Origin of the sequence: Salmonella sp. 32070601201500089SM, from assembly GCF_017573605.1 — a bacterium.
Lineage (GTDB): Bacteria > Pseudomonadota > Gammaproteobacteria > Enterobacterales > Enterobacteriaceae > Salmonella > Salmonella enterica.
Map to the genome: position 1 here is coordinate 245,327 of NZ_JAGETK010000005.1, position 19,364 is coordinate 264,690.

Sequence of the window (19,364 nt, forward strand, 5' to 3'; positions counted from 1 at the left end):
AATGTTTCATGGCTGCCATAACCACTGGTGTCGTTCTTCTCCGTTGGCAACTGCTGAGCGCCGTGCTCATGTTTTTAGCCAGCACGCTCAATATCCGTTTCCGTAAATCAGATTATATTGGTCTGGCGGTGATCAGTAGCGGTCTGGGCGTGGTATCCGCCTGCTGGTTTGCCACCGGTTTACTCGGTATTACCATGATGGATCTCGCTGCAATCTGGCATAACATTGAAGCCGTAATGGTCGAAACGATGAGTCAGACCCCGCCAGAATGGCCGATGGTGCTGACCTGATAGGCTATCGCTGCCGCTGAAGTCGCCCACCGGTTATCTCAACGCGGAATCGCGCGCCAGGGGTAGCCTTGCGCACCATCACGTCCCTCGCATTGCCGTTGATGAGGGCCGCCAGGTGTGGTTATCCAAAAATGGCAAGTGGAATAGCCCTAACAGAATCGAGCTAAACTTATTGAAGACGTTGCCGACTCGTTAAATGACAAAAAAGACCCGTTTGTGCAACGGGTCTTTTTTATTAAGCAGTACCACCTGATAACAGCGACAAGCGCTGCTTATTTTACATTAATAATTTATCCGGAGAACAATCACGGATTATTTTTCCACCTTTCATTACCAGGACCCGGTCAAAATACTTTATCAGATATCGACGATGCGTCACCATGATCAACGTTTTCCCATGAATAAACTCATCTAAGTTATCAAAAATTTGCTTCTCGGTATTCTCATCCAGATTTGATGTTGGTTCATCCCATAAAAAGACGCTGGCGTCACTACTCAGACTACGTGCTAATAATAACTGCTGCTGCTGTCCGGATGACAGGTTTTTAGCCATAAAATTCACCGGAAACTTCAGCCCCATAGGATGTTGCAAGATAAAACCACAGTTCGCCAGCTGAAGCGCCTTGAGTACCCGGCCCCTGTCGTTTTGCGGTTTTAACGCGAAATTACTTTCAATGGTTCCGGTGAATAAAACATCATGTGTCGTCACCACGCTTAAATGCTGAGAAAAAAAGTTCTGCGATAAATGTCCTAAGTTATATCCATCATATAAAATGGCACCGTCTGTTGGCGAAAGGTAGCCAGATAGCATTCCCAGTAATGAGCTTTTTCCTGCTCCGCATTCGCCTACCACCGCGACACGTTGCCCCGCAGGTATGTCTATAGACAGTCGGTTAATAATCATCGGAGATTGAGCATCATACTGATAACTCACACCCCGAATAGAAATATCGCCATTGCACTTTGATATTGACTGTAATGCCGGTGTTTTTTCTGCCTGATCTTCATCAAAAAAAGAAAGCAGATCCTTACCGGTTTTTTCTGCTGATAAAATAGAGATTAATGTAGAAGAAAAATTCGAAATGATCCCGGAAATACGACCAGAGACAATGACAGATGAAACAATTGCGCCAGTAGTAACATCACCCTTGATTACCATAAAAAAGGCTATTACCATAATAGTTATTTGGGTAATAGATGACATACTCCCCAATATAGATTGATAGATAAGATTTAATTTCCTTATCTTCAGGTTAAGATACGACTGTTCATTTGATGTATTAACCCAATCAAAAAGTAAACCTTGATTATTTAAGGTATGGATCATTTTAATAGATAAGAAAACTTCTGAGATAAAAATATTCCTGTTCTTCTGTCCTTCTTTTTGTTTGTTCATTAACTCATTAGTATAATGGTGGTTAACGAGGGAAATAATAATAGAGACGATAAACATGGTAATAGGTACAATAACGACCAGACCTAAATTTACATATATAACAATGAGAAATATAATAAATATTGGAATATCGGCTATACGTTGAAAGATCGAGTTTAATAAAACGGGTTTAATTTTCTGAAACTCATTCCATAGCACAAATGCTGATGACATGGATCTGCCATTTTTCTTTTTACTATAAAGTACCGCTTCAAGAAATGCGATATCAATATCGACGTCATCCTGCCTTGCTGTGATAGACTGATAAATATCTTTCGAAGTACGAAGGATAAACTCAAAAACAATAAATACAGCAACAATTATAGCCACGCCAAATAAAGATGAAACCGAAGCACTTGGAACAAGCTTATCATAGAACAGATTACTAAATACTGGGATAGTTAACGCAAAAATTGCCATAAAAAGAGATGAAAAGAAGTATTTAGTATAAAAAATCTTGTTCATCGATAAAGAGTTTTTTATGATATTTTTTACTCTTATACTATCAACAACTTTATTTAAAGGTAGTATACTAAATGCAGATAACTCTTTTAAATATTCATCTTCAATTTCAACATAACAGAGTTCACCGCGCGCGTTTACCAACTTTATTTTTTGCCCGCCGCTCACACACACCATCCACTTCATTTCTGGCGTTAATAGTAAAATCGGCATAGGCTCATTTAGTAAATCTTCACCATTATTAAATAATATATCCTGTAGAGAAAGCCCTAACGACAAAAAGAAATTCTTCATTTGTATAGAGTCGTCAGTGTTATTTCTGTCGTACTTTTTAAATCTTAAATTTATATCATCCTCTTTGATGTCAATTTTTATGTTGAATTTTTTAGACACTATAGATAATGCCGTTTCCGCACTTAAATAATAAGGTTCTAGTTTTTTATCCATAAGTAAACCCCCTCACCCAAAGGTGAGGGGCCTCCGTTATTATGCGTGTTCTTCTTGATTATCTACAGGTAGCGTAACTTCATTAACGGCGAAAACATCAATAGCGCCGTTATTGTTGTGCCCTACAGAACTCGTGGAAGGGGAATCATTAATATCATCCTCGGTCTTTCCTCTTGCATTCATTGCGTTCACAATATCCGCCGAGGAGTGATCGACTGAGAATGTTTTTTCCTTAATCAGGAAATCATCGTCCTTATCAATGAATTTCACGTCCATAGTATATTCACCATCTTCCAAAGATAGCGGAACTTCGAATATTGCTTTCTGGTTAGTTATCGGCAGAGTAAACTCTTCTCCTTCAAACATAACACTGACATTAACAATATTCTCAGGTACTGATATTTCAAAAGAAGGTGTCTGACTAATTGAACGATCTATTTCATCCCCAGAGTCAGAGTTTAACAATGTAATACTATAGGCTGTCTCCTTCACCACGCTTTCTTCCGCCGCAGACGGCACAGTTCGAAGATGCGTAGCGCTTTCGGCATTCACTGTTTCAGACTCCGGTGGAGTAACCGCTGTTGCCGTGGCGTCATCGCTCGCATCGTTATGCTGGCTATCCGCTGTTACCGTCACCGTTGAGTCAACCGTCACCGCTAGCGAAGCAGATTGCTGTGAGTTCCCCGCGCGATCCACCACCGTCACGCTCAGCGTGTAGGTACCGTCATTCCAGGCGGCTGGCGGCGTGAAGGTCCAGCCATCCGCGCCTTGCGTCGCCTGGTAAGTGTCTGTCACGCCGTTATGCGTCACGTTTACGGTCACCCCGGTCACGTCAGCATCAATATGCTGCAGCGTGAACTTAGGCTGGGTGTGATTCGTCACGTTATCGCTGTCTGAAGCGCCATTGTCTTCACCTGCTGCCAGCGCAATCTCCGGCACGGTCAGCGTACTGTCGATCGTAACGGTAATGGGTAACGAGTTTTTCTGATTACCCGCGGCATCGCTTGCGATTACCGATATCGTATAGGAACCATCAGCTAACGGTGTACCTGGCGTAAAGAACCAAACGCCATCGGCATTTTTTTCAGCATTATATACGGTCCCATTGATATCGACCTGAACGACCACAACATCGCTTTCCAGATTCCCGATAATAAAGGTAGGTTGCTTATCTCGCGTAATATTATCGCCCACCGTACCACTGTCTGAGTCTGGAGATAATGAAATAACGGGAACCTCTTTCATGATATCGAGAGGGACATCATCACTCCGGTTACCAATCGCATCCACACTCGTAATGGTAAACTTCCCTTCCGATGGATACGGGATCGCCATACTCCATTTACCATTATCAGGAACGGTTAACGTATAAGTATTCCCATTACTATCGGTTATTATTAGCTGAGATTTGGCTTCCGCCGTTCCCTGCATAATAATTAGATCGTTGACAATATCTGAATACGTTACGACCGGAGCGTTTGGCGGCGTTCGATCAATAAATATTTCATGTACCTCTTCCTTACGGTTGCCTGCGTTATCCTCAATACTCAACGTGATATCGTATTTACCTTCCGGAAGCTGATCGGTCGATAATTCCCACTGCCCATTAGCCGCAACGACAGCGGTTGCCAACGTGACCCCTGCCACGATTAATGATACCGTAGCGCCAATTTCCCCCATACCTCTCATGGTAATAGTGGAGCTATTACTCCACCAGTCCGTTTTCGATGATGATTTATTGTCATCAAGCTCGCTGGTAAATACCTGGATATGCGTATCGACCCAAATGGAATACTTTTCCTGATTGACGTTACCAGCACGGTCCGTAGATTTAACAGTGATATCAAGTTGGCCTTCTGTGAAATAAAGCGGGTTCACCGGCATCTGCCAGTGGCCTTTGTCATTAACCCAAACTTCCCCCACATTTAAGCCATTAATGATGATTTCTATTTTGCTATTGGGCTCGGCACTGCCACTAAACAATAAGTTACGCGTCGTGTCCGTTATATATATTTTGCCATCACTACCGGTCATCTCTGCTAACGTTTGTCCACCGATAGAATCAATGGCGACAGGCGTCGTATTTAAGGTATCGATAGTAAAGTTTAGCGTTTTCGAGGTAGCCGTGTTGCCTGCTTTATCGGTGATAACATAATAAATGCTATGGGAACCATCGCCCAACGGTAACTCAGGTCGATAAACTTGATTTCTGTCCGTCACCGTGATCGTATCGACTAACACCCCATCAATGAAAATCTGAACACTCTGGTTCATTTCTCCAAAAATACTAAACGTAGGCCGGGTCTGACTCGTTATACTATCATTACTGAAAATACCGTTATCAGAACCTGCCACCATAGCAGGATTATCGATAAACGTACTGGTATCTATCGTGACGAGTAAGCGAGGCGATTCTGCCGTATTACCTGCCGGGTCTTCGGCAACCACACGGATAGAATATTCACCATCTTTTAACGCATTATCAAACTGGTAGGACCAGGTTCCATCTTCAAGCACAAGCACATTTGCCACGATCTTTTCATCCACATAAATATGGATTGTGGCTCCCGCTTCTGCGGTGCCAACTAACACAGGCTTGTTGTGATTAGTAATCAGATCGTCAAGTGAACCAGAGTTGCTTGCATCTTCAAGGTTGAGCGTTGGGAAGTCGGTTGATGAATCGACATCCACACTGTAATTCTTGCTCACTTCAGTGTTGCCAGCAACGTCAGTAATGCTGAAATGAATATTAAACGTACCATCATCTTGCAGCAGTATCGGCGCGCGCCATGTGCCATCAGCCTCAACCATAACAACGTTGACTAATTTACCATCGACAAAGATGCTGACCTGAGAACCTGCCTCCCCGACACCTGAGACTGACAACGCCCGGTTATTAGAGAGGGCCGGTAATGAATCTTCATCAATGTCAAAGACAGCAATTTGAGAATCGATTGTCACGGTTGTAATCGCAGACTCAACCCGGTTACCAGCAGTATCCGTAGCAACAAATTGCACCTGATACTCGCCGTCGGCGCTATTTGCCGGCATGGTATAGCTAATATTACCTGACGAACTCGCCTCTACTGTGCCTTGTAACACACCATTAATATAAACCTGTACCGTCGCGCCGGGATCGGTCATGGCAACCAGTACCGGAGACTTATTATTGGTAATCAGATCATATTTATCACCGCTATTAGTATCCCGACTTAATGAAATATCGCTGATTTCAATCTGCGTATCATGTTCTATCAGAATCTCTTTTTGTTGGCTGTTGCCCGCTTTATCTTCCGATACCACGACAAAGGCATTACTACCTTCACGCAGATCTAATTCTGCGCTCCATCGACCATCATTGCCTACCACCAGGGTAGCAATAACCACCCCCTGCGGATTCCTGATGGTTAAAGTACTTCCGGCTTCGGCAGTACCATCGATGGTGACATGAGATTTATTGGTGATCCAGTCGCCAACTTTGCCACTGTCATCAGCTTCGCGTAATACCACGGTTAACGGCGAAATTACTGTATCCAGTATTACATTCTGCGGACCAAACTCTCTGATATTGCCGGCAACGTCTTCAACTTTAAACGTTAATTCATAATTACCGTCATTACCCAAAGCGGGTAATACTACGCCCCAGTGTCCTGCGCCTGTCGTATAAGCAATCGCTTTTTCAACGCCATTCACAAAGATAGTGATTTTGCTGTTTGGCTCACTGGTGCCGCCAATCTCCGGCGTCACCGTATTGATATATCCGCCCTCATGCATTCCAGATATATTCCATACCAGTTCAGCAACCTCGGTATCGATAGTGACATCAACGGCGGTAGAACGCAGTTCGCTATTATCGCGAGGGTTGACGATACCCACCTGGACGACATAATGGCCATCTTTCATTTCCGATAACTGGAAAGTATATCGACCCGCTGTATCCGCTGTCGCCTCGCCGACCTTCACGCCATCCACATAAATACTCACAATCGTATTAGGTAACGTGCTCCCAATCAGGGTCGGCGTTTTATTATTCGTCGTAAAGTCTCCTAAGGCACCACTATCGCTCTCCTCGCTAAGCTTTATGGTTGGAGGCGTGACATCAATAACAGGTATTACGACAGGAAAGTCGACCTGCGACGATTCATTACCCGCTTTATCTTTGGCAACAATGCTCACAACATAGGAGCCTGGCGCTAATACTGATGGCGGCGTCCAACTCCATTCGCCATTCGCATTGGCGTTTGCCGAGCCGACCACTTTCCCATCCCACTGAATCATAATCGTCGAGAACGCTTCGGCAAACCCTTTGAACTCAGGACGCAGGCTGGTTGCTTCATGCTGATCATCAATAGATGGATCCGAAAGGCGAATGGTGGGATCGATCGTAACCGTATCGATAGTGAATCTTTCCTGCGTTTGCGCAGTATTTCCCGCGACATCTGTTGCGACGACGTTGATGGTATACATGCCATCCGGCAGTATATTCGGCGTCACACTCCAGTTGCCATCAGCGCCAACCGTAATCGTTTGTTTTAAAACCTCCCGACCTGACTTATCGTCAACAATGGTAATCACCAGTTTCGCATTGGGCTCTGCAGTACCTTCGAATTTGGGATTTTGCTTATTCGTAAGGTTATCGCTATTGGAATTTCCGGTATCAGACGCTGGCTCCATTCTGACACTGACGCTTGTCGTGGTATCAATGGTAAAGGGCAGCGTAGTTTCAGAAGTATTTCCGGCAATATCTCTGAAGACAACAACGGCTTCATATACGCCATCGTTTAACGCAACGGGAACCTGAAATTCCCAGAGGTTATTGCCATTTGCCGTAACCGGATAAGAAACGCCGTTAATTCTGATTACAACAGTATCAATATCGGCGGGTACATTGCCAATAACGAAACGTGGTGTAGTGACACTCGTAATATTATCAACAGCGCTTTCGCCAGTATCATCCGCATCCAGCAAATCAATACTGGGATCAGAAACAATAGTGTCTATTGTGAATGATACCTCTTTGCTAATTTTATTACCTGCGATATCTTCAGCCACTATTTCTATTTTGTAAGTTCCATCCACTAACGGTGTATCAGGGGTAAACAGCCATTTATTACCTGCCCCCTGAGTCAGTGTGCTGGATTTCCCGTTTAAAATTACCGTCACGCTCTGCAGCGGTTCTCTGGCTGAAATTTCAAAACGTGGAGAGGTAATATTCGTAATACCATCCGTAGAATCCTTTCCGGCGTCGTCCAGCATCACGACGCTCAGGCCGTCAATCTGCGTATCCACGGTGAAGCCCAGCGTGGAATTTGCCGTATTCCCTGCCCGATCCGTCGCCTGGACATGGAGAGTATAATGACCATCAGGCAATGCGCTACCTGCAGTAAATTCCCACTGCCCGGCCGCATTTTTACTGATGGGCGTCCAGTTTACGCCATCGAAAGAAACCAGCACCGATGTCACATCATCAGGCGTTGCAATTTCAAAAGAGGGACGGGTAGCATTGGTGACATTATCGTGATCGTTGACGCCGCTATCTGTTGTTAACGTAACACTGTCAATCTGAACCTGCGTGTCGATTTCAATCCGCAGTTCGGCCGATGTTTTGGTATTACCAGCAATATCCGTTACGGTAACAGAGATCGTATGCTGACCGTCAGACAGCGGTTGATCCGGCGTAAAGGTTAAATTCCCCCCTGTGTTTTCAATGGTGTAATCCCGACCATCAATATGAACCACAATGTGTGATACATCATTATCGACATTACCGATAATAAACACCGGTTTGTTAATCCTGGTAAGATTATCATTAGTATCATCACCAGTATCATGGGTGGGATCGAGTACAATTGTCGGCTCTCGCAGAGTCGTATCAATCGTAAACTGCAGCGTTTCTTGCGCAACGTTGCCGGCGATATCAGTCACATCAACCAAGAGAGTGTGTTGCCCATCAGGTAATGCCGAACCGACATTAAATATCCAGCGGCCATCCCCTCCTTTTGTGAGTTCAATCCAATTAGCGGCGTTATCGATTTTAACGCGCACATGGGTAATATCATCAGCGGTAACAATACTAAACTGCGGCTTGTCGACTTTGGTAATGTTATCTACATCGCTATCACCGCTATCTGTAACCAACGTGACGCTTTCAATTTCAGCCGTCGTATCTATCACAACAGGTAATGGTTTCGATGTCGCGGTATTTCCGGCCTTATCTTCAACCGTAACGGTAATATTATAAGAACCATCCGGAATGGCATTGCCTGGTGTAAATTGCCAACCAGCCCCAACCTTAGTCGCGTTATAATCATGACCATCAATCGTCACCACGACTTTGATAACATCGGGGTCAACATTACCAATCGTAAAGGTGGGTCGTGAAATATTAGTAATATTATCGGCGGTATTCGCTCCGGTATCTTGTCCTGCGTCTAAAGCAATAGTAGGAACCTGTATATTAGTATCGATATTAAATACTAAATCTTTATTCGCAATATTACCTGCCTCATCCGTGGCCTCTACGCGAAGGGTATATGTGCCGTCAACCAGAGTATTCGGGCTGTCAAAAATCCACTGTCCGTCGGCATTTTTGCGTATCACATTCCAGTTAGCGCCACCATCCAGGGTTACGCGTACCTGGACGACATCACCGGGAACGTCAATTCTGAATGACGGTTTGGCAACATTCGTTAATTGATCATTCTGCACGCCGGTATCATTAAGCAATACGATATTGTTAATGGTTGTCGTGGTATCAATACGCACCTCAAACGGCGCAGACTCTTTTACATTCCCCGCCAGATCTTCCACCACAACGGCTAACTGATATGAGCCATCAGCCCAGCTCGCAGAAGGCGTAAAGCGCCATTGACCATTGGTGAATACCGCCGCTTCCTCGTGCGTTTTACCGTTGTAAGTTACTTTGACCATCACGCGCGTAACGTCAGAATCAACCTGATGTATGTCGAACACAGGCCGATCGTGATTGGTGAGGCGATCGCCAACAGTACCGCTATCTTCGCCAGCTGCCAGTTCAATCACCGGCGTAGTCAACGTACCGTCTATCGTCACCTTTAAAGGCGCGGATGTTTGCTGGTTGCCTGCCACATCTGTTACCGTCACGGTGAATGTGTAGCTACCGTCCGCCAAAGCAGAATCCGGTCGATAGCGCCAGCCGTCGGCTGATTCGGTGAGTACCACCGTTTTAAACGTGCCGTTATGCTCAATACTCAATTCCACGTGTCGAACATCTTTATCGATACTCCCCAACACAAATACCGGCTGAGTGACGCTGGTCAGATTATCGTTCTTATTCTGTCCGGTATCCTGATCGGGCGCTAGCTCAATGGTTGGCGTTAACAACGTGATATCGATAGTGAAATTGAGCGTCTCCGTCATCTTATTACCCGCACCGTCAGTCACTTCCACGGTCAGGGTATGCTGTCCCTCTGGCATATCCGTCGGCCAGGTGTAATCCCAAATGCCAGCCGTCGAACTCTTGATTGCAGTAACCCAGGTCGTGCCGCCGTCAATACTCAGAAGAACCTTTTCCACATCATCCGGTACCGAGATCTGGAACTGCGGACGCACATGTTTTGTCACATTATCGCCAGGGACGCCGCTATCGTTGACTAATTCAATACGATCAATGGCTATTTGCGTATCCACTGTCACCGTCAGCGGCGTAGACGGACGCGTATTTCCCGCCCGATCCTCCACTGTCACCGTCAGCGTATAATCACCGTCGCCCCACGGCGCTGGCGGTGTAAAGCTCCATCCTCCAGCCCCCTGTGTCGCAGTAAACGAGGTTGTCGTTCCATTATGCGTGACGCTGACTGTAACGTTGATAACATCCGAATCGATATTCTGCAGAATAAAGGTCGGTCGGGTGCGATTGGTCATATCATCGCCAGGCGTACCGGTATCATCCGTGCTATCCAGCGCAATGGTCGGCGTCGACAACCGGGTGTCGATGAAAAATTCAAGCGTTTGCGTCGCCGTATTGCCCGCTCTGTCGGTGACCATGACGGTTAGGGTGTGTTTTCCATCGCCCATATCCGTTGGCCAGGTATAGCCCCAGACGCCTTCGATACCCTGCGTCGCGCTCACCCAGTTTGCGCCCCCATCAATGCTCAGTTGCACAGAATTCACATCCGCCGGCACCGTGATCTCAAACTGCGGACGGGTGCTATTAGTTAGATTGTCATCAGGCACGCCATGATCATTGACCAATGTAATATCAGTAATGCTGGTTTGCGTGTCCACCGTCACCACCAGCGGCGTGGACTGACGAACGTTTCCTGCGTTATCCGTTACCTCTACCGTCAGCGTATAGCTACCGTCCGCCCAGTCAGCATCTGGCGTAAAGCGCCACTGTCCTCCAACCTGGGTTAGTGTCACTTCCTGGCTATTGCCGCCCTGTGTGATCCGCAAAATGACCGAGTGCGCATCGGCGTCAATATTGCCAATAGTAAAGCCCGGTCTTTTGACGCTCGTAATATGATCGCCAATGGCACCTGTATCGTCCCTGCTATCCATAGCGATGGTAGGCGTTGACAGCCGGGTATCAATGGTAAAATCGAGCGTCTGCGTCGTCTTATTTCCCGCCTTATCGGTCGCTTCTACCGTCAGGGTATGTAGCCCGTCGGTCACATCTTTCGGCCAGGTGTAATCCCAGATCCCTGCCGTGCCCTGTGTTGCACGAACCCACGTATTACCGCCGTCGATACTCAGACGTACCTCGTTGACATCCCCTGGCACCGTGACGCGGAAGTGTGGACGAACGTCATTGGTCAGGTTGTCGCCGGGAATACCGTTATCATTAACCAGTTCAATAACATCAATGGTGATTTGGGTATCGACCGTGACCGTCAGCGGCGCTGAGTATTTTACGTTCCCCGCATCATCCTCCACCCTCACCGTCAGCGTATAGTCGCCATCTGCCCATGTGCCGGTCGGTGTCACGCTCCAGATGCCGGTCGCGCCTTTGGTGGCCGTCAGCACTTCTTTCGTGCTGCCATGCTGCACCTCAACCGTGACATACCGCGCGTCTGCGTCAATATTGCCCAGTATAAACGTCGGCTTATTCGCGTTGGTCAGGTTATCGCCTTTTGTTCCGCTGTCGTCCGTGCTGTCCAGCACGATAGTCGGTTCTGACAGTAGGGTATCGATGATGAAGTCCAGTTTCTGCGTCGTCTGGTTTCCCGCCTTGTCGGTCGCCTCCACTGTCAGGGTATGCTTCCCCTCTCCCACATCAGCCAGCCAGGTATAATCCCAGACGCCCGGCGTCGCGCTCTGGGTCGCGTTGAACCACGTCTTGCCGCCGTCAATGCTCAGGCGTACCTCGTTAACATCCGTCGGTACCTTCACCTGGAAGTGCGGACGCACGTTATTAGTCAGATTATCGTCGGGAATACCGCTGTCATTGACCAGTTCAATGTTATTAATGGCGATTTGCGTGTCCACCGTCACCGTCAGCGATGCAGAATGGCTGGTGTTCCCCGCTTTATCTTCGACTGACACACTCAGGGTATAATCGCCCGCTCCCCATGATGTCGGCGGCGTAAAGGTCCATCCGCCTACGCCTTTCGTGGCGTCAAATGTGGTGGTGACGCCGCCATGCTCTACGCTGACCGTAACGCGAACGGCATCATCATCAATATGTTGCAGGTTAAATGTCGGCTGGGTGCGATTGGTCATGTTATCGCCCTGGATGCCGGTGTCGTCCGCGCTATCCAGTACGATGACCGGCGTCGACAGCGTGGTATCAATAGTGAAGTGGAGTGTCTCCGTCACCGTATTACCCGCATTGTCAGTCGCTTTCACATTCAGCGTATAGTCGCCATCCGGCACGGTGCCCGGCCAGGTATAATTCCAGACGCCCGGCGTCGCGCTCTGTGTCGCCTTAACCCAGGTCACGCCACCGTCAATGCTCAGACTGACTTCGTTAACGTCCCCCGGTACCGTCACGCGGAACTGCGGATGGGCGTCGTTAGTCATATTGTCGCCGGGAATACCGTTATCATTAACCAGTTCAATAACATCAATGGTGATTTGGGTATCAACAGTGACCGTCAGCGACGCTGAGTGTTTTTCGTTCCCCGCCTCATCTTCCACCCTCACTGTCAGCGTATAGTCGCCATCTGCCCATGTGCCGGTCGGTGTCACGCTCCAGTTGCCGGTCGCGTCTTTGGTGGCCGTCAGCACCTCTTTCGTGCCGCCATGCTGTACCTCAACCGTGACATACCGCGCGTCTGCGTCAATATTGCCCAGTAAAAACGTCGGCTTATTTACGTTGGTCAGGTGATCGCCTTTTGTTCCGCTGTCGTCCGTGCTGTCCAGCACGATAGTCGGTTCTGACAGTAGGGTATCGATGATGAAGTCCAGTTGCTGCGTCGTTTTGTTTCCCGCCTTGTCGGTCGCCTCCACTGTCAGGGTATGCTTACCCTCTCCCACATCAGCCAGCCAGGTATAATCCCAGACGCCCGGCGTCGCGCTCTGGGTAGCGTTGAACCACGTCTTACCGCCGTCAATGCTCAGGCGCACCACGTTGACATCCGTCGGTACCGTCACCTGGAAGTGCGGACGCACATTATTAGTCAGATTATCGTCGGGAATACCGCTGTCATTGACCAGTTCAATATGGTCAATGGTGATTTGCGTATCGATGGTGACCGTCAACGGCGCTGAGTGGCGAATATTACCCGCCTCATCTTTCACCGTTACCGTCAGCGTATAGTCGCCATCAGTCCACGCGCTGCCGGGTACAAAACGCCACTGCCCGTTAGTCTGCGTCAGCTCCACCTCCTCGCTGTGACCATCGCGCATCACCTGCACGACGACCTGAGTCACGTCAGAATCAATACCGCCGATAATAAAACCCGGCGTTTTAACGTTAGTCTTATTATCGTTGGCGGTGCCGCTATCATCTGCGCTATCCAGCGTGATGGTCGGTGTCGACAATGTGGTATCAATGATAAAATTGAGCGTTTCCGTCGCCGTGTTGCCTGCAACATCGGTTGCTTTCACTGTCAGGGTATACGTATTTTCGACCAGATCTGTCGGCCATATATACTCCCAAACGCCGTCAGACGTCAGCGTTGCGTTAACCCAGTTGATGCCGCCATCAAGACTCAGTTGCACAGAGTTCACGTCCGTCGGTACCGTAATATGAAACTGTGGACGTGCTTCATTGGTCAGGTTATCCCCGACAATACCCGTGTCATTAAGAAGTTCAATGCGATCAATAGACGTTTGCGTATCGATAGTCACCGTCAGCGGCGCAGAATAATTTGTATTACCCGCCTTATCTTCTACCTTTACCGTCAGCGTATAGTCGCCATCGGTCCAGGCTGCGCCCGGCGTAAAGCGCCACACACCGCCGTTCTTAATCAACTCTATCTGTTGGTTCTTACCATCATGCGCCACCGTCACCACCACTTTGGTCACGTCGGCGTCGATATTACCGAGGGTAAAGCCTGGCATCTTAACGTTGGTGATGTTATCGCCAGCGGCGCTATCATCCGCGCTGTCCAGGGTAATCGTCGGTTCTGACAGAATGGTATCGATGGTGAAGTCCAGTTTCTGCGTCGTTTTGTTTCCCGCCTTGTCGGACGCTTCCACCATCAGGGTGTGAGGGCCGTTAGCCACATTCGTCAGCCAGGTGTAATCCCAGACGCCCGACGTCGCGCTCTGCGTGGCGTCAAACCACGTTTTGCCGCCATCAATACTCAGTCTTACACCGTTAACATCCGCCGGTACTGTCACCTGAAAGTGCGGGCGCGCTTCATTGGTCAGATTATCGCCGGGGATACCGCTGTCGTTAACCAGTTCAATACGGTCAATGGCGATATGCGTGTCTACTGTCACCGTCAACGGCGCGGACTGCTTCACATTTCCGGCCCTATCTTCTACCTTCACCGTCAGGATATAGTCGCCGTCCGCCCAGTCGCTGGTCGGCGCAAAGCGCCACTGTCCGCCGGTCTGAACCAGTGGCACCTCCTGTTTAATGCCATTGTGCATTACCTCCACTATCACCCGGCTGACATCGGTATCAATATTGTTGAGGGTAAAGCCCGGCGTTTTAACATTGGTGATATTATCGCCCGCGATGCCGCTGTCATCTGCGCTGTCCAGCGAGAGGGTCGGCACAGACAGAGTGGTATCGATGGTGAAATCAAGTTCCTGCGTCGTCTTGTTTCCCGCCTTGTCGGTCGCCTCTACCGTCAGGGTATAGCCTCCGTCGGCCACATCATCCGGCCAGATATAATCCCAGGCGCCCGGCGTCGCGCTCTGGGTAGCGTTGAACCACGTCTTGCCGCCGTCAATGCTCAGGCGCACCACGTTGACATCCGTCGGTACCGTCACCTGGAAGTGCGGACGCACGTTATTAGTCAGATTATCGTTGGGAATACCGCTGTCATTGACCAGTTCAATGTTATTAATGGCGATTTGCGTGTCCACCGTCACCGTCAACGATGCAGAATGGCTGGTGTTCCCCGCTTTATCTTCGACTGACACACTCAGGGTATAATCACCATCCGCCCACGCCCCTGTCGGCGTAAAGCTCCATCCGCCTGTGCCTTTCGTGGCGTCAAATGTGGTGGTGACGCCGCCATGCTCCACGCTGACCGTAACGCGAACGGCATCATCATCAATATGCTGCAGGGCAAATGTCGGCTGGGTGCTATTCGTCATGTTATCGCCCTGGATGCCGGTGTCGTCCGCGCTATCCAGTACGATGACCGGCACTGACAGCGTGGTATCCACCGCGAAATCGATGGTCTTCGTCACTGTATTGCCTGCTTTATCAGTCGCTTCCACCGTTAGCGTGTATTGACCATCTGCCAGGTCTGTCGGCCAGATATACTCCCAGCTTCCTGCCACGCCCGGAGTTGCCTGAACCCACGAATTACCACCGTCAATGCTCAGACGGACTTCATTGACATCCGTAGGTACCGTCACACGAAAGTGGGGACGGTCGTCGTTGGTCATATTATCGCCTTTCACGCCGCTATCGTTGACCAGTTCCACCCCATCAATGGCGATTTGGGTATCGATAACGACCGTCAGCGGCGCTGAGTAGTTGGTATTTCCTGCCTTATCTTCTACTTTCACCGTTAACGTGTAGCTGCCATCCGCCCACGTATTCCCTGGTATAAATAACCAACTACCATTGAGGTGGGAAAGTTCGATCTCTTCGCTCACGCCATTGTGCATCACCTGTACGACGACCCGATGCGCATCAGCATCAACACCGGAAATAGCAAAACCTGGCTTATTGATATTGGTCAGGTTATCGCCTGTAACCCCCGTATCATCCTTAGAAAGCAGGGAAATCACCGGCGTTGATACTGTGGTATCGATAGTAAAATCGAATACCGCGCTGTTCGCTTTATTACCCGCAATGTCCTCAACCTTGACATAAACCTGATGCAAGCCTTCCGTTAAATCTGAAGTAAAGGTATAGGCCCATGAACCATCAGGTTGTTGCGTGGCAACACCGATCTGCGTATCAGACGCGGCATCCCATACCTGAACACTGATAATGTCCGGATCAATATCTTTTAGGTGCAAGGTAGGTTTAACGATATTCGTTAAATTATCATCTGCAATTCCCGAATCTGAATCCGGGCTCAATGAAACTATCGGTATTGAAATAGCAGTATCGACGCTAATTAAGAAAGGATCCGAATGAGCAATGTTGCCAGCGATATCTTCAACTGAAGCGGTTATTCTATGATCGCCATCAACCAAACCTTGATCGGCTTTCAGGGTATACTCCCATCTGCCATCTTTATTTGTTCTGACCTCAGCGATCAGTGCACCATCAATATAGAGTTTAACCGTTGAATAGGGTGCAGCGGTTCCTGTCAGTGCAGGATTCTTTTCATTAATAATATGGTCTGTATTATCAACCCCCGTATCGTTGACCAACTCTATTGTTGGTTTTTGCGTTTGCGTTACGATTTGGAAATTATACGCTGATGAGGAGGCAGTATTACCGGCAATATCTTCTACTTTTACCGTTACGTCATGCGAGCCATCGGATAACGCTGTGGTAAATTGAAAATTCCATACACCATCATCGCCAGCAATAGCCTCACCACTTAACACACCGTCAACATAGATGGAAACCTTAGCATTAGCTTCAGCCATCCCGGTAAACAACGGCGTATTAATTTTAGTAATCATATCGCCTTTAACGCCAGAGTCAGCGCTATCATGCAACATAACAGTAGGGATCGGCGTAAAGCTATCAATGGTAAGCTGATAATCTACAGATGACGTTCTTCCTAAAGGATCGATGGATTCAACCGTAATCTTATAAACATTGTCAGACAGATTTCGGGAAATATCAAAATTCCAGTTACCGTCTGCATCCGCAGTCGTCACGCCTATCGTTTTACCATCAATAAGGATATTTACGGTAGCAAACCTATCCGCTGTTCCCAGTAATGTCAGAGCATTATGTTTATTGGTAATCCAGTCGCCTTTTGCACCGGAATCATCACTGGCATCGAGTTCCGCTTTTGGAGGTACAACTTCAGTTTGAATAGTAAAAGAATATTTAACAGTAGAGGATTTATTGCCGGCGGCATCCTGAGAAATGATTTCAATATCATAGGCGCCCTGAAGAAATTTATTACTAAACTGATAATTCCAGGTCCCGTTTGAATCAACCTCAATGCTGTCATATAATTTACCATCTCGCATCAATAAGATGGTAGACTTTGGCTCTGCCGTACCGACTAAAGCCGGTAAATCATTCCCTGATAAAATTATACCATTCGGCAAAACAACATAATCCTCCAAAGAAACCGTCGGAGGTACAGGGGCAATAGTATCAATAACGTAACTAAAGGAAAAATCCTTTTTGTTGCCAGCGACATCTTCAACAGTGAACGTAAGATTGTTAATCCCTTCCACTGAGTCGGAAGTGAAATTGAACGTCCATTCGCCCTTGTCATTCGCTTTAAAAATAACCTCTTCGCCAGTCTCACTATTTATGACACTGATAATAGCATTTGGCTCAGTTTTACCTGTAAAGGTTGGGCGAGTATTGTTAGTAACGTTATCTCCGACAATACCGCTATCATTCGTCGTTTCAATCTCAGCGCTGAAATAGCTGATACGTGTATCAATAGTAAAAGGCAGATTTGCCGTCGCTGAGGTATGCCCGGCAATATCAGTAGCTGTTGCTGTTATATTGTATTCGCCATCCTTGAGCGGCGTAGTAAGCGTATAGCTCCATGTCCCATCTTTAGCAACAATGACCTCACCAAGATGCTTAAGTCCAAGATAAATAGAGACTGTAGAACCGGGTTCCGCCACACCAATAAATGTTGGCAGGGTGCTATTTGTAATGTTGTCATTTTTAATGCCGGAATCACTACTATCATCCAGCTCAATCGTCGGCTTTTCCGGAGGAATGGTGTCGGTTATGATACTATCCGTCGTTTCGTTTTTATTACCTGCTTTATCTACAGCAACGACTTTTATACTATTTTCGCCCTCAGATAATTCATTATCCTTAAATTCATAACTCCAGTTTCCATCTTTATCGACATCAACGCTGGCAACCAGTTTATTATCTACATAAATGTCAACCTTAGCATTCTCTTCCGCCGTACCAACAATTGAAGGCGTCAAGGTCGGCGTTAAGCCCTTATGACCGGACACACTACTTTCAGGCGAAAGTTCAAATGTTGGTTTATCGGTAACGGAATCGATAGTAATGACAAGTTTGGCGCTACCGCTCCCATCAGCAGTCTTGGCCTCTGCCTCCAGATTATATGTTCCATCAGTCAATGTTTCAGGCGCAGTGAAGGTGAAGTTACCCAAACTATCCGCTACAGCCTGACCGACAGCAATACCATTAATTTTAATAATGACCGTGGCATTGGGAGCAGTGCTACCTACAAACTGAGGTTTGGTAAAATTAGTTATACTATCATCTTTGCTACCGCTGTTACTCTCGGCCGCAAGCGCTAATGTGACTTTAAGCGGCTCTTTAACAGACTCGGCATCGAGCTTATTTTCCTCATTTTTACTGCTATTACTTTTGCCAGTACTGGTATTTTTATTAATAGGTTGAGGAAGAACTTTTTCAGCATCGTTCTGTTTAGAAGCCTGCGTTGCTTTAGCCTGTGTATTTTGCTGGGAAGCATCGCTTTGCTGAGCCAAATTGTCTTTTGCTACATTGTCAGCCAAAAAGTTCTGCAGCATTTCTTCAATTTGCTTTGACGAGTTCTGTACTTCAAACGCTTCATTGAGCGCTTTTTCTGCTGCCTCCTTAGCTTTCTCTGCTTCTTCCTTCGCCTTATCAGCTTCTTTCTTTGCGTTTTCAGCATCGTCAAGCTGCTTTTTTAATTCCTCTTCTTCCTTCTTATTTCGTCGTTTGCCATTACCTTTCTTTTCTACCTGAGCAGAATCAACCAATGAGCTGTCAATTCTCTCCAGTTGAATATCTTTTAAATCTACGCTGCCCAGAATTTTAGCGCCGGTAATAGTCTTATCTTTAAATTTAACAGCGAGGTTATTGCCTTTGATACTTGAATAAAGGGCGCCATTGACAATGATCACTGAACCACGCGGCGTGGTAATGTTCATGTCTGGCCCGGAAAGAGAAACTTTTGCGCCTTTGGCATTACCCAAAGAAGATAAATCAATTACAGAATTTTGATCGGCAAAAAACTTTTGTATGCTTTTATTTCCCATAATATTATATT

3 protein-coding genes are annotated in these 19,364 nt (G+C 47.3%); 1 reads left to right on the forward strand and 2 read right to left on the reverse strand.

All coding sequences use genetic code 11. The features are described 5' to 3' along the window. Nucleotides 1-8 precede the first annotated feature (8 nt). Nucleotides 9-290, forward strand: a complete 282-nt coding sequence (locus J4728_RS10970; RefSeq protein ID WP_000719058.1) for a YjcB family protein — start codon at nucleotides 9-11, stop codon at nucleotides 288-290. Between the two features lie 277 nt (nucleotides 291-567). On the opposite strand, the gene siiF is transcribed toward J4728_RS10970, so the two are convergent. After that, nucleotides 568-2,634: an SPI-4 type I secretion system protein SiiF gene (siiF, locus tag J4728_RS10975; RefSeq protein WP_000358566.1), complete on the reverse strand. Its 2,067-nt coding sequence runs from the start codon at nucleotides 2,632-2,634 to the stop codon at nucleotides 568-570. Nucleotides 2,635-2,673: 39 nt separating this feature from the next. Further along, nucleotides 2,674-19,353, reverse strand: coding sequence for a non-fimbrial adhesin SiiE (siiE, locus tag J4728_RS10980; RefSeq protein WP_208211748.1), 16,680 nt, complete (start codon nucleotides 19,351-19,353; stop codon nucleotides 2,674-2,676). Between the last annotated feature and the right edge of the window lie 11 nt (nucleotides 19,354-19,364).